The organism is Streptomyces sp. NPDC058701 (assembly GCF_042715295.1).
GTDB lineage: Bacteria > Actinomycetota > Actinomycetes > Streptomycetales > Streptomycetaceae > Streptomyces.
Genome location: NZ_JBHXSY010000001.1, coordinates 20,524 through 43,472, shown reverse-complemented (window position 1 = coordinate 43,472; position 22,949 = coordinate 20,524). Strand labels below are relative to the sequence as shown.

Annotated in this window: 24 protein-coding genes and 1 riboswitch; of the genes, 11 read left to right on the top strand and 13 right to left on the bottom strand. The window is 74.5% G+C overall.

The window, feature by feature from the left end; translation table 11 throughout:
• The first annotated feature begins 8 nt into the window (after positions 1-8).
• Positions 9-734, top strand: a complete 726-nt coding sequence (locus tag ACFWW8_RS00220) for a ZIP family metal transporter (protein WP_386521504.1) — start codon at positions 9-11, stop codon at positions 732-734.
• A gap of 2 nt (positions 735-736) precedes the next feature.
• Here ACFWW8_RS00220 and ACFWW8_RS00215 read toward each other — a convergent pair whose 3' ends face one another.
• The 7 genes from ACFWW8_RS00215 to ACFWW8_RS00185 all read right to left on the bottom strand — a co-directional run bounded on the left by ACFWW8_RS00215 (position 737) and on the right by ACFWW8_RS00185 (position 9,433).
• A complete protein-coding gene (locus ACFWW8_RS00215) occupies positions 737-2,197 on the bottom strand; it encodes a cobyrinate a,c-diamide synthase (RefSeq protein WP_386521501.1) in 1,461 nt (486 codons plus the stop codon).
• Positions 2,191-2,790, bottom strand: a complete 600-nt coding sequence (gene cobO, locus ACFWW8_RS00210) for a cob(I)yrinic acid a,c-diamide adenosyltransferase (RefSeq protein WP_386521498.1) — start codon at positions 2,788-2,790, stop codon at positions 2,191-2,193. Before cobO ends, ACFWW8_RS00215 begins: the two co-directional genes overlap by 7 nt.
• The gene (locus tag ACFWW8_RS00205) at positions 2,790-4,952 is read right to left on the bottom strand and encodes a putative cobaltochelatase (RefSeq protein WP_386521496.1); all 2,163 of its coding nucleotides are present in this window, start codon (positions 4,950-4,952) and stop codon (positions 2,790-2,792) included. Before ACFWW8_RS00205 ends, cobO begins: the two co-directional genes overlap by 1 nt.
• Before the next feature lie 91 nt (positions 4,953-5,043).
• Complete coding sequence (locus tag ACFWW8_RS00200; RefSeq protein ID WP_386521493.1) at positions 5,044-6,603, bottom strand: cobyric acid synthase; 1,560 nt, start codon at positions 6,601-6,603, stop codon at positions 5,044-5,046.
• Positions 6,600-7,592, bottom strand: coding sequence for a cobalamin biosynthesis protein (locus tag ACFWW8_RS00195; protein ID WP_386522184.1), 993 nt, complete (start codon positions 7,590-7,592; stop codon positions 6,600-6,602). The genes ACFWW8_RS00200 and ACFWW8_RS00195 overlap by 4 nt, the downstream gene beginning before the upstream one ends.
• Before the next feature lie 35 nt (positions 7,593-7,627).
• A riboswitch (cobalamin riboswitch) is annotated at positions 7,628-7,758 on the bottom strand.
• Between the two features lie 162 nt (positions 7,759-7,920).
• Positions 7,921-8,142: a hypothetical protein gene (locus ACFWW8_RS00190; protein ID WP_267722397.1), complete on the bottom strand. Its 222-nt coding sequence runs from the start codon at positions 8,140-8,142 to the stop codon at positions 7,921-7,923.
• Positions 8,143-8,167: 25 nt separating this feature from the next.
• Complete coding sequence (locus ACFWW8_RS00185; protein WP_386521491.1) at positions 8,168-9,433, bottom strand: anion permease; 1,266 nt, start codon at positions 9,431-9,433, stop codon at positions 8,168-8,170.
• A 332-nt stretch (positions 9,434-9,765) separates the two neighbouring features.
• Between ACFWW8_RS00185 and ACFWW8_RS00180 the strand changes: the two genes are divergently transcribed.
• A complete protein-coding gene (locus tag ACFWW8_RS00180) occupies positions 9,766-10,896 on the top strand; it encodes an alpha/beta hydrolase (protein ID WP_386521488.1) in 1,131 nt (376 codons plus the stop codon).
• Positions 10,897-11,041: 145 nt separating this feature from the next.
• Entirely contained in the window at positions 11,042-12,484 is a 1,443-nt protein-coding gene (locus tag ACFWW8_RS00175) for a hypothetical protein (protein ID WP_386521485.1), read from the top strand.
• A gap of 22 nt (positions 12,485-12,506) precedes the next feature.
• Here ACFWW8_RS00175 and ACFWW8_RS00170 read toward each other — a convergent pair whose 3' ends face one another.
• A complete protein-coding gene (locus tag ACFWW8_RS00170) occupies positions 12,507-12,902 on the bottom strand; it encodes a VOC family protein (protein ID WP_386521482.1) in 396 nt (131 codons plus the stop codon).
• Positions 12,903-12,982: 80 nt separating this feature from the next.
• Positions 12,983-13,873, bottom strand: coding sequence for a neutral zinc metallopeptidase (locus ACFWW8_RS00165; protein ID WP_386521479.1), 891 nt, complete (start codon positions 13,871-13,873; stop codon positions 12,983-12,985).
• Positions 13,874-14,132: 259 nt separating this feature from the next.
• Between ACFWW8_RS00165 and ACFWW8_RS00160 the strand changes: the two genes are divergently transcribed.
• The 8 genes from ACFWW8_RS00160 (at position 14,133) to amaP (ending at position 19,656) form a co-directional block, all read left to right on the top strand.
• On the top strand, positions 14,133-15,731 hold the full coding sequence (locus tag ACFWW8_RS00160; RefSeq protein ID WP_267722406.1) for an ABC-F family ATP-binding cassette domain-containing protein: 1,599 nt from the start codon (positions 14,133-14,135) through the stop codon (positions 15,729-15,731).
• A gap of 365 nt (positions 15,732-16,096) precedes the next feature.
• Positions 16,097-16,318: a helix-turn-helix domain-containing protein gene (locus ACFWW8_RS00155; protein WP_030010789.1), complete on the top strand. Its 222-nt coding sequence runs from the start codon at positions 16,097-16,099 to the stop codon at positions 16,316-16,318.
• Positions 16,319-16,471: 153 nt separating this feature from the next.
• Positions 16,472-17,251 carry an enoyl-CoA hydratase/isomerase family protein gene (locus ACFWW8_RS00150; protein WP_386521476.1) on the top strand — a complete coding sequence of 260 codons (780 nt, stop codon included), beginning with the start codon at positions 16,472-16,474 and terminating at the stop codon, positions 17,249-17,251.
• A gap of 194 nt (positions 17,252-17,445) precedes the next feature.
• Positions 17,446-17,877: an Asp23/Gls24 family envelope stress response protein gene (locus ACFWW8_RS00145; protein ID WP_386521474.1), complete on the top strand. Its 432-nt coding sequence runs from the start codon at positions 17,446-17,448 to the stop codon at positions 17,875-17,877.
• 47 nt (positions 17,878-17,924) lie between these two features.
• Complete coding sequence (locus ACFWW8_RS00140; RefSeq protein ID WP_386521471.1) at positions 17,925-18,134, top strand: hypothetical protein; 210 nt, start codon at positions 17,925-17,927, stop codon at positions 18,132-18,134.
• Between the two features lie 7 nt (positions 18,135-18,141).
• Positions 18,142-18,522 (top strand): hypothetical protein, encoded by a 381-nt coding sequence (locus ACFWW8_RS00135; RefSeq protein ID WP_386521469.1) that lies wholly within the window; start codon positions 18,142-18,144, stop codon positions 18,520-18,522.
• Positions 18,423-19,091 (top strand): DUF6286 domain-containing protein, encoded by a 669-nt coding sequence (locus ACFWW8_RS00130; RefSeq protein ID WP_386521466.1) that lies wholly within the window; start codon positions 18,423-18,425, stop codon positions 19,089-19,091. The genes ACFWW8_RS00135 and ACFWW8_RS00130 overlap by 100 nt, the downstream gene beginning before the upstream one ends.
• Before the next feature lie 7 nt (positions 19,092-19,098).
• The gene (amaP, locus tag ACFWW8_RS00125; protein WP_386521463.1) at positions 19,099-19,656 is read left to right on the top strand and encodes an alkaline shock response membrane anchor protein AmaP; all 558 of its coding nucleotides are present in this window, start codon (positions 19,099-19,101) and stop codon (positions 19,654-19,656) included.
• Between the two features lie 134 nt (positions 19,657-19,790).
• On the opposite strand, the gene ACFWW8_RS00120 is transcribed toward amaP, so the two are convergent.
• The 4 genes from ACFWW8_RS00120 to ACFWW8_RS00105 form a co-directional block, all read right to left on the bottom strand.
• Positions 19,791-20,546, bottom strand: coding sequence for an SDR family oxidoreductase (locus ACFWW8_RS00120; protein ID WP_386521461.1), 756 nt, complete (start codon positions 20,544-20,546; stop codon positions 19,791-19,793).
• A gap of 9 nt (positions 20,547-20,555) precedes the next feature.
• Complete coding sequence (locus ACFWW8_RS00115; RefSeq protein WP_386521459.1) at positions 20,556-21,341, bottom strand: SURF1 family protein; 786 nt, start codon at positions 21,339-21,341, stop codon at positions 20,556-20,558.
• Between the two features lie 117 nt (positions 21,342-21,458).
• Positions 21,459-21,692, bottom strand: coding sequence for a hypothetical protein (locus ACFWW8_RS00110; RefSeq protein WP_386521457.1), 234 nt, complete (start codon positions 21,690-21,692; stop codon positions 21,459-21,461).
• A 119-nt stretch (positions 21,693-21,811) separates the two neighbouring features.
• The gene (locus tag ACFWW8_RS00105; RefSeq protein ID WP_386521455.1) at positions 21,812-22,789 is read right to left on the bottom strand and encodes a DEDDh family exonuclease; all 978 of its coding nucleotides are present in this window, start codon (positions 22,787-22,789) and stop codon (positions 21,812-21,814) included.
• Between the last annotated feature and the right edge of the window lie 160 nt (positions 22,790-22,949).

Below are 22,949 nucleotides of genomic sequence, written 5' to 3'. Positions count from 1 at the left end.
AGGGGGACATGGCCGTGATCGTCGCGTTGGGCGCGTTCCTGATGACCCTGGCGGGCGGATGGACGGCGCAGCGCGTCACCGACCGCCGACACCTCGTACTGGGCCTGGCCGGCGGGCTGATGCTCGGCGTCGTCGGCCTGGACCTGCTCCCGGAGGCCCTGCACGCGGCGGGCGACGAGGTCTTCGGCGTCCCGCTCGCCCTGCTGCTCTTCGTGGCCGGTTTCCTCGTCGCGCACGTCGTGGAACGCGTGCTGGCCGTACGCCGGGCCTCGCACGGCGCCCGGAACGGGGCCCGCACACCCGAGGTGGGGCTCACGGCGGCCGCCGCGATGGTCGGCCACAGCCTCGCCGACGGGGTCGCGCTGGGCGCGGCGTTCCAGGTCGGCGGGGGCATGGGCGTCGCCGTGGCGCTGGCCGTCATCACCCACGACTTCGCCGACGGGTTCAACACGTACACGCTCACCAGCCTGTACGGGAACGACCGCCGCAAGGCGGTGACGATGCTCTTCGCGGACGCCCTGGCCCCGGTCGTGGGCGCGGCGTCCACCCTGCTGTTCACCCTTCCGGAGGAAACGCTCGGCGCGTACCTCGGGTTCTTCGGCGGGGTCCTGCTGTACCTGGCCGCCGCCGAGATCCTGCCCGAGGCGCACCACGAACACCCCGCCCTGTCCACGCTGATGTGCACGGTGGGCGGGGTGGCCGGGATCTGGCTGGTGGTCGGCCTCGCGGAGTGAGCTCACGGCCGGCCCGCGGCCGCCCGCGCGAAGCGGCGGGCGACGGACGGCTCCGCCGCCCAGTGCGTGTGCAGGTAACTGGCGTGCACGCCCTGCTGCACGAAGCCCTCGACCCGGCGCTCCGGGTGCGTGAACCCCCACGCGGGAGCGGCGCCGGCACCCGGCTCGATCACCGTCCGGTGGAACTCGTGCCCGCGCAGCCGGGTCCCGGCCGCCGCGAGCGCGCTGTCGGACACCGCCACCGCCTCGCGGTAGCCCAGGGTGAGGCGCTCCGACATCCGGGCGTCGGCGTCGAGCACCCCGCACATGGGCTTCCCGTCCAGCGACCGCCCCAGGTACAGCAGCCCGGCGCACTCGGCGGCCACCGGGCCGCCCGCCGCGGCGAAGGCCGCCACCGACCGGCGCAGCGCCTCGTTGGCGGACAGTTCGGGCGCGTACACCTCGGGGAAGCCGCCGCCGATCACCAGACCGCCGGTGCCCTCGGGGAGCTCCTCGTCCCGCAGCGGATCGAAGGTGACGACCTCGGCACCCGCCGCGGCAAGCAACTCCGCGTGCTCGGCGTACGAGAAGGTGAACGCCGGACCGCCCGCGACGGCGACGACCGGCCGCCCGCCGGGGAGCCCGGGGACGGCCTCCGCCGGTCCGGCAGCGCTCACCGAGCCGTCCGCCGGTCGCGCCGAGCCGTCCGCCGGTCGCGCCGAGCCGCCCCCCGCACCCGCCAGGGCGGCCGACGGCGACCAGGGCTGGCAGTGCAGCGGCGGGGCCGTCCGGGCCAGGGCCATCAGGGCGTCCAGGTCACAGCCCCGGCGCACCTGCTCCGCCAGCGCCGCCACCGAGGCCAGGGCGTCGGCCCGCCGCTCGGCGACCGGGACCAGCCCCAGGTGCCGCGAGGGCGCGGCCACCTGCGGGGCCCGGCGCAGCACGCCGAGCACCGGCATCCCGGCCTCCTCCAGCGCCTCCCGCAGCATCACCTCGTGCCGGTCGGAGCCGACCTTGTTGAGGATCACGCCGCCCAGGCGCACCTGCGGGTCGAAGGAGGCGAAGCCGTGCACGAGCGCCGCCACCGACCGCGACTGCGAGGACGCGTCGACGACCAGCACCACCGGCGCCCGCAGCAGCTTCGCGACCTGCGCCGTGGACGCCAGCTCGCCCCGCCCGGCGGCGCCGTCGTAGAGCCCCATCACGCCTTCGACGACCGCGAGGTCGCACCCGGCGGCCCCGTGCGCGAACAGCGGCGCGACCAGGTCCGGCCCGCACATGAACGCGTCCAGGTTCCGCCCCGGCCGGCCGGTGGCCAGCGCGTGGTACCCGGGGTCGATGTAGTCGGGCCCGGCCTTGTGCGGGGACACGGCGAGGCCGCGCTCCGCGAAGGCGGCCATCAGGCCCGTGGTGACGGTGGTCTTGCCGCTCCCGGAGGACGGAGCGGCGACGACCAGCCGCGGTATGCCGAGGGACGTCACCACTCGATGCCCTTCTGGCCCTTCTGGCCGGCGTCCATCGGATGCTTGACCTTGGTCATCTCGGTGACCAGGTCCGCGAACTCGACCAGCTTCTGCGGTGCGTTGCGCCCCGTGATGACCACGTGCTGGGCACCGGGGCGGCTGCGCAGCACCTCGATGACCTCGTCGACGTCGATCCAGCCCCAGTGCATCGGGTACGCGAACTCGTCGAGGACGTACAGCTTGTGCGTCTCGGCGGCCAGATCGCGCTTGACCTGCTCCCAGCCCTCCCTGGCCGCCTGCTCGTTGTCGAGCTGGGCGTCGCGCTGCACCCAGGACCAGCCCTCGCCCATCTTGTGCCAGACGACGGAGCCGCCCTCGCCGGAGGCGCCGAGCACCTTGAGCGCGTTCTCCTCGCCGACCTTCCACTTCGCCGACTTGACGAACTGGAACACCCCGATCGGCCAGCCCTGGTTCCAGGCGCGCAGCGCCAGCCCGAAGGCCGCCGTCGACTTGCCCTTGCCGGGGCCGGTGTGGACGAAGACGAGCGGGCGGTTGCGGCGCTGGCGCGTCGTGAGTCCGTCGTCCGGAACGACGGACGGCTGTCCCTGCGGCATTACGCGGCCCTCCTGTTGCGGTTCTGCGGTGATGAGGTGGTGGTCACGGCGGTACGCACGTCCTTCACGAGCCCGGCCAGCGAGTCGGCCCGCAGCCCGTCCAGGGTCACGGCGGGCGCCGCGAGGTCCGCGGCCAGCACCCCCGCCAGCCCCAGCCGGACCGGTCCGGACTCGCAGTCCACGACCACGGAGGTGAGGCCCTCGGCCGCCAGCAGCCGGGCGGCACGGCCCGACAGCTCGCGGGGCGTGTCCCCCGGCAGCCCGCCGCCGAGCCCGCCCGCCGAGGTGGCCCGCCCGTCGGTGACCACGACCAGCAGCGGCCTCCGCGAGGGGTCCCGCAGCCGCTCGATCCGCAGCACCTCACGGGCCTTCAGCAGACCGGCGGCCAGTGGGGTGCGGCCCCCGGTCGGCAGCTGCTCCAGCCTCGCGGCGGCCGAGTCGACCGAGGAGGTCGGCGGCAGCGCCAGCTCGGCGCCGGAGCCCCGGAAGGTGATCAGGCCGACCTTGTCGCGGCGCTGGTAGGCGTCCAGCAGCAGCGACAGCACGGCGCCCTTGACCGCGCTCATCCGCTGCCGGGCGGCCATGGAGCCGGAGGCGTCGACGAGGAAGAGGACGAGGTTCCCCTCGCGGCCCTCCCGGGTCGCCTGCCGCAGGTCGTCCTTGCGGATCACCAGGCCGCGCCCGCTGCGCCCGCGGGCCTTCTGGTGCGGGGCCGCCGCGTGCACGGTCGCCGCCAGGTGCAGCTTGGTCAGCTGGCCGCGAGGGCGCCGGGCGCCGGTGGTACGGCCGTGGGCGGTGCGGGCGCGCGAGCGCCGCCCGGCCGCGCCCTCGCCTAGGCCCGGCACGCTCAGCACCTTGGTGCGGAACGGCTCGGCGGCGCGCACCGCGGCCTGCTCGGGCGCGGCCTCGGCCGCCCCGGACGGCTGCGGGCCCTCGGGGGCGTCCTGCTCCCCGGCCGTCTCCTGGGGCCGGCCGTCCTCGGGGTGCTGCTGCCGCTCGGGCGCGTCGGGGCCGCCGTCCCGCGGGGGGAGCCCGCCGCCGCCGTCGGGGCCGCCGTTGTCGGAGCCTCCGTCGTCCGGGCCTCCGTCGTCGGGGCCGCCGTCCTGCGGGGCGCCGTCGTCCGGGCCCTGCGGCTCCGGATCCGGCTCGTCGTCCGGGAAGCCGTCCAGGATGCGGTCCAGCTTCTCCTCGTCCAGGCCCGGCGCGTCGAAGGGGTTGCGGCGCCGGCGGTGGGGGAGGGCCAGCAGGGCGGCCTGCCGCACGTCCTCCTTGCGCACCTCGGTCCGGCCGGCCCAGGCGGCCAGCGCGGTCGCGGTCCGCGCCATCACGATGTCGGCGCGCATGCCGTCGACCTCGAAGCCGGCGCACGTCGCCGCGATCTGGAGCAGGGAGCCGTCCCCGAGCACCACCTTCGGCAGCAGCGACCGCGCCGCCACCACGCGGGCCCGGACCTCGTGCTCGTCCCCGGCCCAGCGGTCCGCGAAGCCCGCGGGATCGTCCTCGTACGCGAGCCGGCGGCGCACCACCTCGACGCGCTGGGCGGGCTCCCGGGAGGCGGCGACCTCCACCGTCAGACCGAACCGGTCCAGGAGCTGCGGGCGGAGCTCGCCCTCCTCCGGGTTCATGGTCCCGACCAGCAGGAAGCGGGCGGCGTGGCGGACCGAGACGCCCTCGCGCTCGACGTACGAGGCGCCCATCGCGGCCGCGTCCAGCAGCAGGTCGATCAGGTGGTCGTGGAGGAGGTTGACCTCGTCCACGTACAGGATGCCGCGGTGGGCGTCGGCCAGCAGGCCCGGCTCGAAGGCCTTCACGCCGTCGGAGAGGGCCCGTTCGATGTCGAGGGCGCCGACGAGCCGGTCCTCGGAGGCGCCCACCGGCAGTTCCACCATCCGTGCGGGCCGGACGCCGCCGGGGGCCTGTCCGTGGGGGCCGTCCGGGCAGGCCGGGTCCGGCGCGGCGGGCGCGCACGAGAACCGGCACCCGGACACGACGTCGACCTGAGGCAGCAGCGCTGACAGCGCACGCACGGCGGTGGACTTGGCGGTCCCCTTCTCGCCGCGCACGAGCACGCCGCCGACCGCCGGGCTCACGGCATTGAGCAGGAGCGCCAGCCGCAGGTCGTTCTGGCCGACCACTGCGGTGAACGGATAGGGCGTGCTCATCGGTTGCTCACTCCTTCTAGGGATATGTGCGGCACAGGGAGCGTGAGGGCGCGGACCGCCGCCGTGCCGGGCGCGCCGGCGCCCGGGCCCGTCACGGTGCGCCCGGCGGCAGGAACGGCAGCCCCGCCGGGGCGCCGTCCTCGATCAGCCGCAGCAGCGCGCCGGTGTCGGCGTGTTCCTCGATCAGGTCGCCCAGCAGGTCGAGCTGTTCCTCGCGCAGCACCCCGAACGAGGTGTCCGGCGCGGGGACGAAGCGCCGCCCGGCGGCCGCCGCGACCTCGCGCAGGAACGCCCGGCGGAAGCCGTCCGACTCCAGCGAGCCGTGCCAGTGGGTCCCCCACACGGACCCGACCCGGCACCCGTCCAGGAACGGCTCCCCGCCCAGCACCTCGGCCACGCCGTGGTGGATCTCGTACCCCTCGACCGGCTCGCCGAGCGCGGTGCCCGTCGGCCGGGCGAGGGTCTTCTCCCGCTCGAAGCGGACGCGTACGGGCAGCAGGCCGAGGCCGTCGACCGCGCCGGCCCGCGATTCGACCTCGTCCTCGATGTGCTCGCCGAGCACCTGGAACCCGCCGCAGATTCCCAGCACCGGCCGGCCCGCGGCGGCCCGCCGCGCCAGCGCGTCGGCGAGACCGCGCTCGCGCAGCCAGGCCAGCGCCTTCACCGTGCCGCGCGTGCCGGGTACGACGACCAGGTCCGCGTCGGCCAGCTCCTCGGCCCGGTCCACGAACCGCACCACGACCCCCGGCTCGGCGGCGAGCGCGTCGACGTCGGTGAAGTTGGACATCAACGGCACCGCGCACACCGCGACCCGCAGCACGTCCTCGCCGACCGGCGGCGCCACCACGGACTCGCGGACGGCGCCGCGCAGCGAGACCCGCAGCCCGTCCTCCTCGTCGATGCCGAGGCCGTGCCGGAAGGGCAGCACCCCGTACGTCCCCCGGCCCGTGAGGCCGCGGAGCATCTCCATGCCGGGCTCCAGCAGCGACACGTCGCCGCGGAACTTGTTCACCAGGTACCCCGCGATCAGCGACTGGTCCTCCGGGGACAGCAGCGCCGTCGTCCCGAAGAAGGACGCGAAGACCCCGCCCCGGTCGATGTCCCCGACCACGACCACCGGGAACCGCGCGGCCCGGGCGATCCCCATGTTCACGATGTCGGTCCGGCGCAGGTTGATCTCCGCCGGACTGCCCGCGCCCTCGCAGATCACGGCGTCGTACGTGCCCCGCAGCTGTTCCAGGCAGTCCGTGACGACGCCGAGCAGCTGTTCCCGCCGGCCGCCCTGCGGCGCCGCCCCGGGGGCGGCGCCCCCGGCCGTCCCGAAGAACCCGCGGGCGCTCATCTCGCCCACCGGCCTGCCCAGCAGCACCACCTGGCTGCTCTGGTCACTGCCCGGTTTGAGCAGCACCGGGTTCATCAGCGCGGTCGGCTCCACGCGGGCCGCCTGGGCCTGCATCGCCTGGGCGCGCCCGATCTCGGCGCCCTCCCGGGTGACGAAGGAGTTCAGCGACATGTTCTGCGCCTTGAAGGGCGCCACCTTCACGCCGGTGCGGGCCAGCCAGCGGCAGATGCCCGCCGTGACCACGCTCTTGCCCGCGTCCGACGTCGTACCGGCGACCAGTAGTCCGCCGCCGCGCTTCGCGCCGCTCACGGGCGTCCTTTCCTCGTACGGGGGATGCGGGGGAGGAGGGCGCCGCGGGAGGCGCGCGCGGCCAGCGTCCGGGCGGCCACGCAGGCCCCCAGTGCCAGCCAGGTCACGTTCCGCGACAGCCGTACCGCCCGCTCGATGTCGGCGACCTCGACGGGACGTCCGGCCGCGCCGTTCAGCACGGCCCGGTGCTCGACGCGGCCGCCGTACGCCAGGGTGCCGCCCAGGCGCACGCCGAGCGCCCCCGCGAAGGAGGACTCGACGGGGCCGGCGTTCGGGCTGGGGTGCCGGGCCGCGTCCGCGCGCCAGGCCCGTACGGCCCCCCGCCGGTCGGGGCCGGCCAGGACGGCGGCGAGCGCGGTCAGCCGGGCGCCGGGCCAGCCCGCCACGTCGTCGAGCCGGGCGGAGGCCCAGCCGTAGCGCAGGTGGCGGGGGGACCTGTGGCCGACCATCGCGTCCAGGGTGTTCACGGCGCGGAAGGCCAGCAGGCCGGGGACCCCGGCGACGGCGCCCCACACCAGGGCCCCGACGACCGCGTCGGAGGTGTTCTCGGCGACGGACTCCACGACGGCCCGGGCCATCTCCTGCTCGTCCAGGGCCTGCGGATCGCGCCCGCACAGGTGCGGCAGCCGCTTCCGGGCCGCCTCGCCGTCCCCGGCGGCCAGCGACCCGCCGATGGTGCGGGCCTCCCGGCCCAGCGAGGTGCCGCCCACGACGGCCCAGGTGGCGGCGGCGGTCAGGGCGATACGGGCGGCCGCGGGCCGGGAGCGCACGGCGCGGGCGCCGAGCACGCCGACGGCGGTCGCGCCCCCCGCGCACACCAGGGTGTGCAGGACGCCCCGGGCGCGGTCGTCGCGCCACAGGGCGCGCTCGACGGCGGCGGCGGCCCGTCCGAAGGCGGCCACGGGGTGCCCGCGGCGGGGATCCCCGAGGATCCGGTCGCCGATCAGGCCCGCCGCGGCGCCGTACGCGAAGACGCGGTCGGCACGCATGGTGGAAGGCATGTCCTCACTCAGGGTCCGCGCCCTGGTTCGACGTGACCGGCGGCGAGAGTTCCTGGCTCCCGGGTCGCACTCGGTCGAGTGCTCCGGTGACAGTGGCGGGACCGCGCCGGATTCGCACCGGCTTCCTCTCCATGCCGCCGTAATGGCTCGGGCAGTCCACCACGCACCGCGAAGGCCCGTCAACTCGCCGTTGACCTGCGGCGGGGCCGCGGACGGGGTACGGTGCCGCCCGCGCCGGGCGTACGGCGGGCGCGGGGCCGGTCATGCGAAAGCTCCCCCCGGGTGAAACCCGGAGGGAGCCCGCGCGCCGTGTGTCTCAGGCCACGATCAGGTAGATCCCGTACGCCACGGCCGCCGTGACGAGCGCGAAGCAGGCGTACGCCCCGCTGCGGGCCAGGGTGGCGCTGCCGCCCTGCTCGGTGGCGGCCTCGTGCTTGGACAGGCCCACCAGGCCCAGGGTGAAGAGGGCCACGAGGGCGACGGTGGCGGAGAGGCTGACCCCGAAGACGGAGCCGAGGGCTTCCCAGTCGATCTTCATACTGCCGTTCCTCTGCAGGTCTCGGTCAGACCGCGGCGGCCGGAGCCGCCGGGGTCGTCGTCGCGGCCGGGATGGTGGCCCGGAGGTCGTCGTCGGCCATGGCCGCGGCGGCGGCGGTGGTCGGCGGGACGGTGACGGCGGCCATGGCCGTGGTCACGACGCCCGCCTCCGGCGCCGGGGCGCCGGCCGGTTCCACCTCGTTGACGTTGTGGTGGTCGACGACCTGACGGCGGGAGATGAGCCAGATGGCGATGCAGGAGGCGACCAGGAAGACCGTGACGGCGGCGATGCCGATGTCACCGGTCCGCATGACGAGCTCGGCTCCGGCGGCGACCAGGGCGGCGGCCGGCAGGGTCAGGCCCCAGGCGATGAACATGCGGGTGGCGGTGGACCAGCGGACCACGCCGCCCTTGCGTCCCAGGCCCGCACCCATGACCGCGCCGGAGCACGCGTGGGTGGTGGAGAGGGAGAAGCCGAGGGTCGAGGAGGCCAGGATGACGCTCGCCGCGGAGGTCTGGGCTGCGAAGCCCTGCTGCGGCTGGAGGTCGGTCAGGCCCTTGCCCATGGTGCGGATGATGCGCCAGCCGCCCAGGTAGGTGCCCATCGCGATGGCCAGGCCGGCGGAGACGATGACCCAGACCGGCGGGTTGGCGCCGGCGGGCAGCGCGTTGCCGGCGATGAGCGCCAGCGTGATGATGCCCATCGTCTTCTGCGCGTCGTTGGTGCCGTGCGCGAGGGAGACGAGGCCGGCCGAGGCGATCTGTCCGGCGCGGTAGCCCTTCGCGGAGGTCTTCTCACCGACCTTGTTGCCGAGCTTGTAGGTGATCTTCGCCGCCAGCAGCGCGGCCAGGCCGGCCACCAGGGGGGCGGCGATCGCGGGGATGAGCACCTTGGTGACGACGACGCTGCCGTTGACCGCGCCCATGCCGGCCGAGGCCACCGCGGCACCGATCAGGCCGCCCATCAGGGCGTGGGAGGAGCTGGAGGGCAGGCCGACCAGCCAGGTGACGAGGTTCCAGAGGATGGCTCCGACCAGGGCGGCGAAGATCACCTCTGGCTGGATGCCTTCTTCGTTGACCAGGCCCTTGGAGATCGTCTTGGCGACCTCGACGGACATGAACGCGCCGACGAGGTTGAGTACGGCGGACATGGCCACCGCCGTCTTGGGCTTGAGGGCGCCGGTCGAGATGGTGGTGGCCATCGCGTTGGCCGTGTCGTGAAAACCGTTCGTGAAGTCGAACACGAGAGCGGTGATGATCACGATCCCGAGGAGAAGCGTTATGTGCTCCATTTACCCAGGCTTCTGTTTGACGTCAGTGGCTCGGCGACCGTAGGCAACCTGGATGAACGGAAGGTGAACTGACCCGGGCGGGGCGGTGTACTGGTGCGCCACCCGATCGGGACCTTCGTCCGGGTTCTGCCGTAGATGTAGCGATTAATGCACGTCAAAGCCGGGTGAATGCGTCCCTCCGCCAACAGGGCCGCCTGCCCCGGCAGTCCCTCCCGTCACCGGAAGGAGAGCTAGCTCACTCCGCTTCCGGTCCCCGCGAGCCGAGCTCGCCGCCTCCCGCGGAGCGGTCCCCTCCGGTGGCCCGCCGGGACCCGCGCGCCGACACTGGAGCGGTGCGAACCGCCACAGCGACGGCAGCGGCCGTCACCACGACGCTCCTGGGCGCCGGCGCGGCCGCGGTAGCGGCCGGCCGCTACGCCGCCGGCGCGGCCCTGCGCCCCGAACCGGGGTGCCCCCTGCCCGGCGGTCCCCGGCTCAGCGTGCACTCCACGGCCCCCGGCCGGGTCGAGCTGACCCGCTCCCTCGGCTCCCTGCGCCCCGGCACGTACGGCCTGGACGCCCCCGGGGTGCACGCGGTCGTCGGCCCCGTCCTGCCCGACGCCCCGCACGGCCCCGACACCGTGGTCCGCCGGCTCGTCGCCGTCACCCACGGCAGCCTCGCCCCCGGAACCCGGGTCACCCTCACCCCCCAGGTCCACCTCGGCAACCCGCGCACCGCCCTCGGGCTCGACCACGCCGACGTGGACATCCCGGGGGAGCTGGGCGCCCTGCCCGCCTGGTTCGTGCCCGCGGCCCGGGACACCTGGGTCATCACCGCGCACGGGCTCGGCAGCAGCCGCGAACACCCGATGGTGGTCATCCCCTTCCTGCACCGCCACCGGTTGCCCGTCCTCGACCTCGCCTACCGCGGCGACCTCGGCGCGCCCGCCCCGCCCGACGGTCTCGGACACCTCGGCGAATCGGAATGGCGGGACCTGGACGCCGCCATCCGCTACGCCCTGCGCTACGGAGCCCGCCGCGTGATCCTGCACGGCTGGTCCACCGGGGCCACCATGGCGCTGCGCGCCGCCGAGCGTTCGGCGCTCGCGGACCGGATCTCCGGGCTGGTGCTCGACTCGCCCGTCCTCGACCGGCGCGCGACGCTGCGCTCGCTGGCGGCCGCGCGCCGTATCCCGGCCGCGGTGCTGCCGCTGGCGGTGCGGGCCGCCGAGAGCCGCGCGGGGCTGGGCGCCGACCGGCCGCCGCCCGGCGCCGACCCCGGCGCGCTGCGCGTCCCGGTCCTGGTCTTCCACGGCCCGGACGACACGCTCGCACCCTGGGGGCCCTCCCGGCGGCTCGCCGCCGCCCGCCCCGACCTCGTCACCCTGCACACCGTGACCGGGGCCGGGCACGGGGCGATGTGGAACGCGGACCCGACCGGCTACGAAGAGGTTCTGCGCCGCTTCCTCACTCCGCTCATGTGAGCGCGCCCGCGGGGGTTTCCGTCATGTGAAGGCCCGGTGGCGGCCGGGTTCCAGGGGGTGGGTTGTCCCGGTCTGTTCCCCGGTGAGCAGCGGTAACCGCCGGTTCCGTTTGGGCTTTCGGCCCGTCACGGGCGAGACTGCTTCCGTGACGTCCCGAAAGCCTGATGAGCAGTTGGCTCGCGACTCCAGACTCCGACTCGTCTCCCCGCGTTCCGTCGCCACGGCCCGCAAGGCGGTGACCGACCGACGGACCAGAACCACCCCGCGGCCCCCGGCCGGTACGCCCGCCACGGCGGACCTCGCGAACCGGGCCAGGGCCTCGCTCGTCGACGCCGTACGCCTGACCCGCTGGGCCGAGCGCAACCTCGGAGCCGGCGACGGCGGCCGCCCCGCACCCGCGGGCGCGCTGCCGGCCTCCGACGTCGAACGCGCCGCCGCGGAACTGAACCTGACCCACGGCCAGATCCGGGTCGGCTGGGACCGCGCCCGGCTCGCCGGCCTCGTCGAGGTGCACGGCGGCCACGCCCGGCCCGGCTGGCGGCTGCGCGCCTGGGACCGCGACGACACCGCCGTGCTGCGCGGCTGGGTCGCGCTCTTCGACGCCTGGTCGCTGGTCCACCCCGCCCCCGCCGACATCGCCCCCGCGGTGGTCGCCGAAGTCGTCGAGGCGATGCCCCAGCTGCTCTCCCTGCTGCAGCTGTCGGCCGGCCCGGTGACCGTGCCCGACCTCCTGGACCTGCTCGGGCAGCGCGTCACCGAGCTGCGCGGCGAGCGGTGCGAGGTTCCGTACGGCGCCGAGTCCGCCTCCGCACCGGCCGACCGGGTCCCCGGACCCGCCCCGGTGCCCGCCACCGAGACCCGACCGTTCCCGCTCGCCAGGCTGCTGCGCTGGGCGCTCGGCGGCCTCGCCGCCGTGGACGCCGTCACGCTGGGCCCCGCGCGGGCCACCCTCACCCCGCTGGGGAGCTGGGCCGTCTGGGTCAAGCTGGAGCAGATCTGCGTCGCCGCGCAGAGCCCCGCCGGGAACATCGAGCAGTCCGCCGCCGCCATGCTGCACGGCTGCGCCCGCCTCACCCCGGGGCCGGCCCGCGCCGAGTACCAGGCCTGGCTCGCCGCCCGGCCCGTCGGCCACGCGGTCAGCGAACTCCTGCACGCCGCCCGCGGCGAGGACGCGCTGCTGCGCGGGCTCGCCTTCGAGGCGCTGCGCGTGGTCGGGGCCCCCGCGGAGCCCGAGGTCCGCGCCGCGGTCCGCGAGGCCGCCCTGCGGCCGTACGCCCTGCTCTGGCTCGCCGAGCACGACGGGGTCGACCCGGACGAGGCGCAACACGTGCTCACCGCCGAGGAGTCGACCTGGCTCTGGGTGGACACCGCGGCCGCCATCGCCGACCACGGGGAGGCGGACCTGCTGGCCCGCCACCTCGACTCCGCCGTACGGACCACCGTCCCCCGGCTGCTGGACGAGGTCCGCGCGGTCGGCCACCCGCGCACCGTGCAGGTCCTGGTGGCGCTGGCCGCGGCCCACCCCGACCCGGCGCTCGCCAAAGCGGTCCGCCGGGCCGCGTTCCAGGTGCACACCGGCGGCGAGTGACACCGCGGACGCGCCGCCGGCCTCAGGCCTGCGGCGCGTACGTCCCGAAGCTCCAGACGTTGCCCTCGGCGTCCCGGGCCATGTAGTCCCGCGAGCCGTAGTCCTGGTCGGTGGGCTCCATCAGGATCTCCACGCCGTGCTCGACGGCCCGCCGGTGGTGGCCGTCCACGTCGTCGACCACGACGTAGACCCCGGCGGGGCCGGCCTCCTCCATGGCCTTGTCGAAGAGCCCGCCCCGGCCCTTGCTGCCGAGCATCACGATGCCGCTGCCGTACGACAGCTCGGCGTGCGCCACCGAGCCGTCGTCCCCCTCGTACACGGCGACCTGGTGGAACCCGAACGCCTCCGTCAGCTGCCGGATCGCCGCCTTGGCGTCGCGGTACAGCAGGGTCGGACAGATCGACGGAACGCCTGCCATGACGATCACTCCCTCTCGCTGGTGCATGTCATCGGCCGTGAAAGTGACCCACGGCACAGCATGGCAGGCGCCGCCGACGGTCAGCGGAAGGTGTTGCACTGGGCCATGTCCCCGGTGCGGTAGCCCTGGTAGAACCACTGCTGGCGCTGCTCGGCCGATCCATGCGTCCAGGACTCCGGGGTCACCCGGCCCTGGATCTTCTCCTGGATCCGGTCGTCGCCGACCGCGGCCGCCGCGTTCAGGCCGTCCTTGATGTCCTGGTCGGTCAGGCTGGTGATCAGCGGGCGGCCCGTGGACTCGTCCGGGGTCTTCGTCGCGTTGCGCGCCCACACCCCCGCGTAGCAGTCCGCCTGCAGTTCCACCTTCACCGCGTTGCTGTTCGCACCCTGCTGCCCGTCCTGCGACCGCTGGAGCGTGCCGGTCAGGTTCTGGATGTGGTGCCCGTACTCGTGGGCGACGACGTACGCCTGGGCGAAGGGGCCGCCGCTCGCGCCGAACTTCGTCCGCAGCTCCTGGAAGAAGCTCAGGTCCAGGTAGACCTTCCGGTCCGCGGGACAGTAGAAGGGGCCGACCGCGGAGGTGGCCGTCCCGCAGGCCGTGCCCACGCGGCCGGAGAAGAAGACCGTCTGCGCCGGGCTGTACTGCCCGCCGCGCCGGGTGAACTCCTGCCTCCAGAAGTCCTGCGTGCTGTTGACCACCGCGACCAGCCGGCAGTCCTCCCGCGCGTTCGCGTCCTGCCCCGTCCGGCAGGCCTGCTGCACCTGGTTGACGGAGGAGGCGGCCGGGTCCGGCTCCTCGTTCCCGGAGGACAGCCCCAGCTGCTCGGGGCCCACGCCGAAGAGCAGGCCCATGATCAGCGCGATGATGCCGACGATGCCGCCGCCGACCGTGGCCCTCCCGCCGGGGATGCGGCTGCCGCGCACATCGCTGACCTCGGAAGTGTCCAGATTGGCGTTGTCGTCGAACTGCATCCCGCACCGCCCTCATCCACGTGTCCGCCCTGCGGCGAGTATCAACCCGTTCATCCTGATGTGCGCTCCGGCCGACCGGTGCGCTCGCTGGGCCGAACGGGGGACGCGGGGGAGCCGGCGTCCCCCGTCCGCATGCCCGGAAAGTAGTTGCGGACCCCCGGTAGAATGGTCCTCATGGCAAATCTCCTCGCGGATTAGCGGCGTCGAAGCATCGCGTCCTGCCCCCCTTCCGCCGTCCACACCGCCCTGGAGTATTTCCGTGATCACCGCCACCGGCGTCGAGCTGCGCGCCGGCGCCCGCGTCCTCATCGAGTCCGCCTCGTTCCGCATCGCCAAGGGCGACCGCATCGGCCTCGTCGGCCGCAACGGAGCCGGCAAGACCACCCTCACCAAGTGCCTCGCCGGTGAGGGACAGCCCGCCGCGGGTTCCATCGCCCGCTCGGGCGAGGTCGGCTACCTCCCGCAGGACCCGCGCACCGGCGACCTCGACACCCTGGCCCGCGACCGCATCCTGTCGGCCCGCGGCCTCGACGTCCTCATCAAGAAGATGCGGATGAACGAGGAGCGGATCGCCACCGGCTCCGGCGGCACCCGCGACAAGGCGATGCGCCAGTACGAGCGCCAGGAGACCGAGTTCCTGACCAAGGGCGGGTACGCCGCCGAGTCGGAGGCCGCGACCATCTCGGCCGCCCTCGGCCTGCCCGACCGGGTCCTCGGCCAGCCGCTGCACACCCTCTCGGGCGGCCAGCGCCGCCGGGTCGAGCTCGCCCGGATCCTCTTCTCGGATGCCGACACGCTGCTCCTCGACGAGCCCACCAACCACCTCGACGCCGACTCGATCGTCTGGCTCCGGGACTACCTGAAGAACTACCGCGGCGGCTTCATCGTGATCTCCCACGACGTCGACCTGGTCGAGACCGTCGTGAACAAGGTCTTCTACCTGGACGCCAACCGCTCCCAGATCGACGTCTACAACATGGGCTGGAAGCTCTACCAGCAGCAGCGCGAGGCCGACGAGAAGCGCCGCAAGCGCGAGCGCCAGAACGCCGAGAAGAAGGCCGCGGCCCTGAACTCGCAGGCCGACAAGATGCGGGCCAAGGCGACCAAGACCGTCGCCGCCCAGAACATGGCCAAGCGCGCCGACCGGCTGCTCGCGGGCCTGGACGCCGTCCGCGTCTCCGACAAGGTCGCCAAGCTGCGCTTCCCCGACCCGGCGCCCTGCGGCAAGACCCCGCTGACCGCCGAGGGCCTCTCGAAGTCGTACGGCTCGCTGGAGATCTTCACCGACGTCGACCTGGCCATCGACAAGGGCTCCCGCGTCGTCATCCTCGGCCTCAACGGCGCCGGCAAGACCACCCTCCTGCGCCTGCTGTCCGGCACGGAGAAGCCCGACACCGGCCAGGTCACCCCGGGCCACGGCCTCAAGCTCGGCTACTACGCCCAGGAGCACGAGACCCTGGACCCGGAGCGCACGGTCCTGGAGAACATGCGCTCCTCCGCCCCCGACCTGGACCTGGTCGCCGTCCGCAAGACGCTCGGATCCTTCCTGTTCTCCGGCGACGACGTGGACAAGCCCGCCGGAGTGCTCTCGGGCGGCGAGAAGACCCGGCTGGCCCTGGCCACGCTGGTCGTCTCCTCGGCGAACGTGCTGCTCCTCGACGAGCCCACGAACAACCTCGACCCGGCCAGCCGCGAGGAGATCCTGGGCGCGCTGCGCACCTACAAGGGCGCCGTCATCCTCGTCACGCACGACGAGGGCGCCGTCGAGGCGCTGGAGCCGGAGCGGATCATCCTGCTCCCGGACGGCGTCGAGGACCTCTGGGGACCGGACTACCGCGACCTCGTCTCCCTCGCCTGACCCGGCGCCCGATCGGGGTTCCGCTTCTGATCGAATCCCTTATGGATCATTCGGCTCAGCGGTGATCCATCATCTGAGTGAGGCGGTCTCGTACCGTCGCGCGTCGTTCGACGGCCCCGGCCGCACTTCTGCAGGTGCGCGGCCGGGGCCTTCCGCTTTCCCTCGCCCGGCCCCTGACCTGGTGCTTTTCGGCGGGAGCTGCGAAGTGTGACGGAGGTCATGCAGCGGAAGTGAAGATTCCGTTCCGCTCGCGTGTCCACCCCTCGGGAAATGCGGTCGTACCGACCTTGCGGAATGGGTGGCCAGGAAGCGTGGGAGGGGTGATCATGAGAAGTCCAGAGCGCACTTCCCACGAGGAGGCACGGGTGGCCGAGACTCTGAAGAAGGGCAGCCGGGTAACCGGCGCCGCGCGCGACAAGCTCGCGGCAGACCTGAAGAAGAAGTACGACTCCGGTGCGAGTATCCGGGCGCTGGCCGAAGAGACCGGCCGGTCCTACGGATTCGTCCACCGGATGCTCAGTGAGTCCGGGGTCTCGCTGCGCGGTCGCGGAGGCGCGACACGCGGCAAGAAGGCCGCCACGGCCTGATTCCCCCCGGTCCCATCCGTTCCGACGCTCCACCGCTCCACTGAACCAGCGGTTCCTTCGGTGACCCCCGGTCGGCCCTCCGGTCGGCTGGGTGGTTACTGTGCAGTCACTTGGGCCGGGCTTGCGGCCGAACTGCACACCGGAGGCATACAGATGGCTCTGCTCGACAAGGACGGCGTACGACTCACCGTCGACGACACGGTCGCCACGGTGACACTGACCAATCCGGCCAAGCGAAACGCCCAGTCCCCCGCGCTCTGGCGGGCATTGGCCGAGGCCGGAAGGTCGTTGCCGGGCACCGTCCGGGTCGTCGTGCTGCGCGGCGAGGGACAGTCCTTCTCCGCCGGGCTCGACCGGCAGGCGTTCACCCCCGAGGGTTTCGAGGGCGAGCCGTCCTTCCTCGATCTGGCACGCGGTTCGGACGAACTGCTCGACTCCACCATCGCCGAGTACCAGGAGGCGTTCACCTGGTGGCGGCGCACTGACATCGTCTCCGTCGCCGCGGTGCAGGGGCACGCGATCGGCGCCGGCTTCCAGCTCGCTCTCGCGTGCGATCTGCGCGTCGTCGCGGACGACGTGCAGTTCGCCATGCGCGAGACCAGCCTGGGCCTGGTTCCCGACCTGACCGGAACCCAGCCCCTGACCTCCCTCGTGGGCTACGCCCGCGCGCTGGAGATCTGCGCCACGGGCCGCTTCGTGCACGCCGAGGAGGCCGAGCGGATCGGCCTCGCCAACCTCGTCGTCCCTGCTGACGAACTCGACGCCGCCGTCCAGGACCTCACGACCGCGCTGCTGGCCCCGCCCCGGGACGCCGTGATCGAGACCAAGGCCCTGCTCCGCGACGCCCCCTCCCGCCCGTACGACGAGCAGCGCGCCGCCGAGCGCGCCGCCCAGGCACGCCGCCTGCGCGACCTGGCGGGCCTCTCGGACTGATCCGGGCAGCTGCCCCGCCGGTCGGCCTCACCGCCCCGCCCCCCGCCCGGGGGCGGGGCGGCGGCATGTCCGGACCGGTGCGGGGCACGTGCTCCGTGACCGGCTGCGGCCGACCGGCGTAGTCCCCGGTGCGTTGTTGGGGGTGCCCGCCTACCGTGGTCGGGAGTCCAAGCTTCCACTTCTAAGGACAAGCGATGACTGAATCCGTAGCAGGGGGACACGCACGGGAGCCCGGTGACCGGGGCCGTACGACCGTCGCCGACGGGGTGGTCGAGAAGATCGCCGGACTGGCCGCGCGCGAGGTGGTCGGGGTCCACGCCATGGGCAGCGGTACCGGCCTCTCCCGTACGTTCGGGGCCGTGCGCGACCGGGTGCCCGGGGGAGCCAAGGCCGGCGTGAGCCGCGGGGTGAAGGCGGAGGTCGGCGAGGTCCAGACCGCCCTCGACCTGGAGATCGTCGTCGAGTACGGCGTGTCGATCCGCGACGTGGCCCGGGCCGTCCGTGAGAACGTCATCTCCGCGGTCGAGCGGATGACCGGCCTGGAGGTGGTGGAGGTCAACATCGCCGTCAGCGACGTCAAACTGCCCGACGAGGAAGACGAGGAACCGGAGTCCCGGCTCCACTAGGCGGTACCCCACCCCCTCCCCACTTCGCTCCGCCGAGAGGAACCCGCATGAGCATGGCGGTCGTCGGCCTGCTGGCCGGCATGGCACTGGGGTTCGCCGGGTATTTCGGCGGCTTCGGGGCCTTCCTACTGGTGGCCGCCCTCGGCGCCATCGGATTCGTCCTGGGCCGGTTCCTCGACGGGGACCTGGAGGCGGCCGACCTGCTCCGCCCCCGGGGGCACGGGCAGGGTCGCGGGCGCGACGACCGGGGCAGGTGAGGCCGGGATGAGCACGCCCAAGACCACCGCGCCGGGGGTGGACCCCGCGGACCGGGGCGCCACCCGCATCGCCGACCGGGTCGTCGCGAAGATCGCCGCCCAGGCCGCCCGGGAGGCGCTCGCGACGCGGCCGGGCCGGCCGGCGGCGCCCGGGGCGGCCCCGCACGCCACCGTCACGGTGCACCACGACATCGCCCGGGTCCGCATCAGCCTGGAGCTGGACTACCCCTCCGACCTCGCCGCGCAGTGCGCGGCCGTGCGCAGCCAGGTCGCCCGGCGGGTCGAGGAGTGCGCGTCGATGTCCGTGCCCGAGGTGGACATCGACGTCGAGCACCTGCACTCCGCGCACACCCGGCTCCCCGCCGGGCGGGACCGGCGGCTGCGGTGACCGCTCCGCCGCCGCCCGACGGCACCGCCCCCTCGGCCCGGCTGCGTTCCGCGCGGCGCGTCCCGGCCGCCCTCACCGCCTGCGTGGTACTGGGCGCGGCGGGCCTGCTCCTGTACGACCTGATCGCCGTACGGGTCCACCGCCCCGGGATGAGCTGGCGCCGTGATCTCGCCCACCAGCTCGAACGGCACGCCCCGGCCGATCCGGCCGTGATCGCCGGCGGCGCCGTGCTGGCCGCGGCCGGGCTGCTGCTCCTGGTGCTGGCCCTCGCCCCCGGGCTCCGGTCGATCCTGCCGATGCGCACCCCCGACCCGGACCCGGCCACGGGCGTACGGGCCGCGCTCGGCCGCAAGGACGCGGCCCAGGTGCTGCGGGACCGGGCCATGGAGGTGTCCGGGGTGCGGTCGGTCCGGGTGAAGGTGGGCCGCTCCCGCATCGGGGTCCGGGCCACCTCGCACTTCCGGGAGCTGGACGACGTACGGGCCGACCTGGACGCGGTGCTCGCGGTCGGCATCGGGGAACTGGGTCTCGCGCGCCCGCCGCGGACGCGCGTACGGGTCGGGAGGTGAGCGGGGCGTGCTCAAGGTGGTGAACCGGATCGTGCTGGGGCTGCTCGGGCTGGCCCTGATGGCGGCCGGAGCCGCGGTGCTGACGGGATCGTGGCCGTTCGGCGGTCGGCACGCGCCGCTGCTGACCGCCGCCACCCGGCAGCGGTACGGGCACGGCGAGGGCTGGTACTGGTGGGCGGTGGCCGCCGGGCTCGGGCTGTGCGTGCTGCTGGCCCTGTGGTGGCTGCTGGCCCAGCTGAGGCGCTCGCGCCTGCAGACCCTGGCCGTCGACACCGGGGACGGGGCCTTCGCCGTGGTGCGGGGCCGGGCGCTGGAGGAGGCGGTGGCCGCGGAGGCCGGCGCCCTCGACGGCGTCGCCCGCTGCCGGGTGGCGCTGCGCCGCCGGCGCGGATCGCCCGCGCTGCGGGTCGCGCTGGAACTCGAGCCGTACGCGGTCCCGGCCGACGCCCTCGCCGCACTGGCCGGCCCGGTCCTGGCCAATGCCCGCACCTCGGCGGGGCTTCCGGCGCTGCCGGCGGAGGCCCGCCTGAAGGTCACGTCCCACCGGGCCCGGCGGGTGACGTGAACCGGACCCCGTGACGGAGTGGGCCGGGCCCGGCGAACACCGCGGGCCCGGCCCACGGCCGTGTGGCCGGCCCCGGACGGCGCTGCGGACGCCCGCACGGAAGTCCCGCCCGGTAGCGCCGCCCGGAAGGTTCGTCAGAAGCCGTGCCGCGCGCCCCCGTCGACCGGCAGCATGACGCCCGTCAGGTAGGACGCGGCGGGGGACAGCAGGAACGCCGCCGTGCGGCCGAACTCCTCCGGGGTCCCGTAGCGCCGCAGCGGGATGCGGGACTCGTTCCCCGCCCGCGCGGCGTCCGCGTCGCCGGAGAGCGCGTCGAGCTCGCGCACCCGGTCGGTGTCGATGCGCGCCGGGAGCAGGCCCACGACACGGATGCCGCGCGGACCGAGCTCGACGGACAGGGACTTCGCGAAGCCCGCCAGGCCCGGGCGCAGGCCGTTGGAGAGGGTCAGCCCGGGGATCGGTTCGTGGACCGAACCGGACAGGACGAAGCCGATGACCCCGCCCTCGCCCAGCTCGGCGGCGGCCGTCCGCGCGAGGCGGACCGCGCCCAGGAAGACCGACTCGAAGGCCGCCGACCACTGTTCGTCGGTGGTGTCGGCCGCGCTGCCCGTGGCCGGGCCGCCGACGCTGATCAGGATGCCGTCGAAGCGGCCGAAGCGCTCGCGCGCCGTGGCGACGAGCCGTCGCGCCGCCGCCGGGTCGGAGTTGTCGGCGGCGACTCCGGCCGCGTTCGGGCCGAGCGAGGCGGCGGCGTCGGCCGCCCGCTTCTCGTCACGGCCGGTGAGCAGCACTTTCGCGCCGTCGGCGGCCAGTTCACGGGCGGAGGCATAGCCGAGGCCGCGCGTGGCCCCGGTGACGACGTAGACACGGTCCTTCAGTCCAAGATCCATGCCGACACGCTACGCCGTCGCGGGCTCCCGCTCGGCGGATCGGGCGGCCTGCTCGTCGAGGTCGCGCTTCTCGCGCCGTACGAGGATCACCCAGCCCACCGGAACCGCGGCGGTGAACAGCCACCACTGGACGGCGTACGCCATGTGGGGGCCGATGGAGTCGTGGTCGGGGTCGCCGATCATCCGGGGGCCGCCGTCCGCGGGGGCCGGGCCGGTGAGTTCCATGTAGCCGCCGAGGACCGGGCGGCCCAGGTACTCCGCCTGCCGGGTGCTGTTGATGAGCATGACCTGGCGGTCCGGGAGGCCCTTGCGGTCCTTGATCCCGCTGCTGCCGCTCGTCTCGTCGGCCTTCAGCCGGCCGGTGAGCGTCACCTCGCCCGCGGGGGCGGCCGGCACCGGCGGGTACGCGCGGGGGTCGTCGCCGCCCGGTACCCAGCCCCGGTTGACCAGGACGGCCCGGCCGTCGGCGAGGACGAGCGGGGTCAGGACGTGGAAGCCGACCTTGTCGTCCCCGTCGGTCCGCATCCGCACGACCACCTCGTGCGCGGTGTCGTACGTACCGGTCGCGGTGACGGCGCGCCAGAAGTCCGCGCGGGGGACCCGGTGGCCGGGAGAGGTGACCTCGGTCACGGGCACCGGCTCGTCCCGCAGGTTCGCCTCGATGAGCTCGTTCTGCGCGACCCGGTGCTCATGGCGGTGGAACTGCCAGAACCCCAGCTTGATCGTCGCGGGGATGAAGGCCAGGGCGACGAGGGTCAGGCACACCCACTGCCGGGTCAGCACAAAGCGGTACACGCCCACGACGGTACCCCCAGCCGGAGGGACCCCGGCGGCCGGGTGGCCGTCCGGGGTCGGGGCGCGGGGGGACGCGGTGCCGGGAGCGGCGGCGGACACCGCCCGGGACGAGGGGGGTCAGACGCGGTCGACGACGCCCACCTTCCCCTCCGCACGGGCGCAGTGCGCCCCGCAGAACCACTGGTCCTCGACCTCGACGCCCTGCCCGATGATCTGGACCCGGCAGTGCTCGCAGATGGGCGCCATGCGGTGGATGGCGCAGGCGAAGCAGTCGAAGACGTGCACGGCGCCCTGCGCGTGCACCTCGAACGACATGCCGTAATCGTTTCCGCAGACCTCACAACGTGCCATGCGCCGAATGCTGCGCACGGCGGCCGGTCGGAACAAGATCCACCGGGGTGAGTCGCCGTGCCTGCACCCGGCCGGAGCAACGCGCGGCCCGGGCGGGCCCGCCCGCCGCGCGCCGGTCCTCAGTCCTCGGCGGCGGCCACGTCGCGCAGCAGCTGGGTGAAGGCCGCCTCGTCGACGACCGGGGTGCCGAAGGACTGTGCCTTGAGGGTCTTGGAGGTCGCCGAGTCGGGGTCGTTCGTCACCAGCAGGCTGGTGAGCCTCGACACGCTCGTCGCCACGTGCAGCCCCGCCTCGACGGCGCGGTCCTCCAACAGGTCCCGGTCCACCGAGGTGTCCCCGGAGAAGGCGACCCTCATGCCCTGCTTCAGCGGCTTGCCGTCCTCGAAGCGCCCCGGGTTCGGGTGCGGGCACGGCGGCCGCCTGCGCGAGGCGCGCCAGCTGCCGCCCCCGTACGAGGCCTGGTGTCCGATCCGCGGCGCGGCCGGGGAGTCCGACCACTCCGTCAGCGGCCGGCACTCCAGCAGGGGCAGCCGTACGCCGCCCCGCGCGGCCGCGTGCAGCGAGGGGCGGAAGGCCTCCGCGAGCACCCGGGCGTCGTCGAGCGCGTGGTGGGCACGCTGCTGGACCACGCCGAAGTGCGCGGCCAGCGACTCCAGCTTGTGGTTGGGGAGCGGCAGGGCGAGCTCCTTCGACAGGGCGATGGTGCACAGCCGCTGACGGACCGGCGCGGCGCCGGCGGCCCGCGCGTACTCCCGGGCGATCATCTGCCAGTCGAAGATGGCGTTGTGCGCGACCAGCACCCGGTCCGCGAGCCGGCCGGCGAACTCCTCGGCGATGTCCCCGAAGAGCGGGGCGTCCTGGAGCAGGTCGCTGGTCAGGCCGTGGATCCACACGGGCCCGGGGTCCCGCTGCGGGTTGACCAGGGTGTACCAGTGGTCCTCGACATTGCCCTGCGCGTCGAGCCGGTAGACGGCGGCGGAGACTATCCGGTCGTCGCGAGCGAGCCCGGTGGTCTCCACGTCGACGACCGCGTACCCCTGTGGGTACGCGGTCGGCCACATCGTGTCTGCGGTCGTACGGTCGTCGAGCATGGTCACAGAGGATATCGGCCCCGACCGACAGCGGTGGCCGCGGCGGGTGCGCGCGGGCGCCGGGCGGCGCTCGGCCCAGGGCGGCGACCGGGTCGCCCGCGGCGAGTTGTTCGAGCCCGCGGCCGTCAACGGGCCCGGCAGCAGCCGGTACACCGAGCCGCGCGCA

Bases quoted from the DNA above. Each gene is read 5' to 3' on its own strand.
- ACFWW8_RS00220 (WP_386521504.1), top strand. From the start codon at position 9: ATGGCCGTGATCGTCGCGTTGGGCGCGTTCCTGATGACCCTGGCGGGC.
- cobO (WP_386521498.1), bottom strand. From the start codon at position 2,790: ATGCCGCAGGGACAGCCGTCCGTCGTTCCGGACGACGGACTCACGACG.
- ACFWW8_RS00205 (WP_386521496.1), bottom strand. From the start codon at position 4,952: ATGAGCACGCCCTATCCGTTCACCGCAGTGGTCGGCCAGAACGACCTG.
- ACFWW8_RS00195 (WP_386522184.1), bottom strand. From the start codon at position 7,592: ATGCGTGCCGACCGCGTCTTCGCGTACGGCGCCGCGGCGGGCCTGATC.
- ACFWW8_RS00190 (WP_267722397.1), bottom strand. From the start codon at position 8,142: ATGAAGATCGACTGGGAAGCCCTCGGCTCCGTCTTCGGGGTCAGCCTC.
- ACFWW8_RS00185 (WP_386521491.1), bottom strand. From the start codon at position 9,433: ATGGAGCACATAACGCTTCTCCTCGGGATCGTGATCATCACCGCTCTC.
- ACFWW8_RS00170 (WP_386521482.1), bottom strand. From the start codon at position 12,902: ATGGCAGGCGTTCCGTCGATCTGTCCGACCCTGCTGTACCGCGACGCC.
- ACFWW8_RS00165 (WP_386521479.1), bottom strand. From the start codon at position 13,873: ATGCAGTTCGACGACAACGCCAATCTGGACACTTCCGAGGTCAGCGAT.
- ACFWW8_RS00150 (WP_386521476.1), top strand. From the start codon at position 16,472: ATGGCTCTGCTCGACAAGGACGGCGTACGACTCACCGTCGACGACACG.
- ACFWW8_RS00145 (WP_386521474.1), top strand. From the start codon at position 17,446: ATGACTGAATCCGTAGCAGGGGGACACGCACGGGAGCCCGGTGACCGG.
- ACFWW8_RS00140 (WP_386521471.1), top strand. From the start codon at position 17,925: ATGAGCATGGCGGTCGTCGGCCTGCTGGCCGGCATGGCACTGGGGTTC.
- ACFWW8_RS00135 (WP_386521469.1), top strand. From the start codon at position 18,142: ATGAGCACGCCCAAGACCACCGCGCCGGGGGTGGACCCCGCGGACCGG.
- ACFWW8_RS00120 (WP_386521461.1), bottom strand. From the start codon at position 20,546: ATGGATCTTGGACTGAAGGACCGTGTCTACGTCGTCACCGGGGCCACG.
- ACFWW8_RS00110 (WP_386521457.1), bottom strand. From the start codon at position 21,692: ATGGCACGTTGTGAGGTCTGCGGAAACGATTACGGCATGTCGTTCGAG.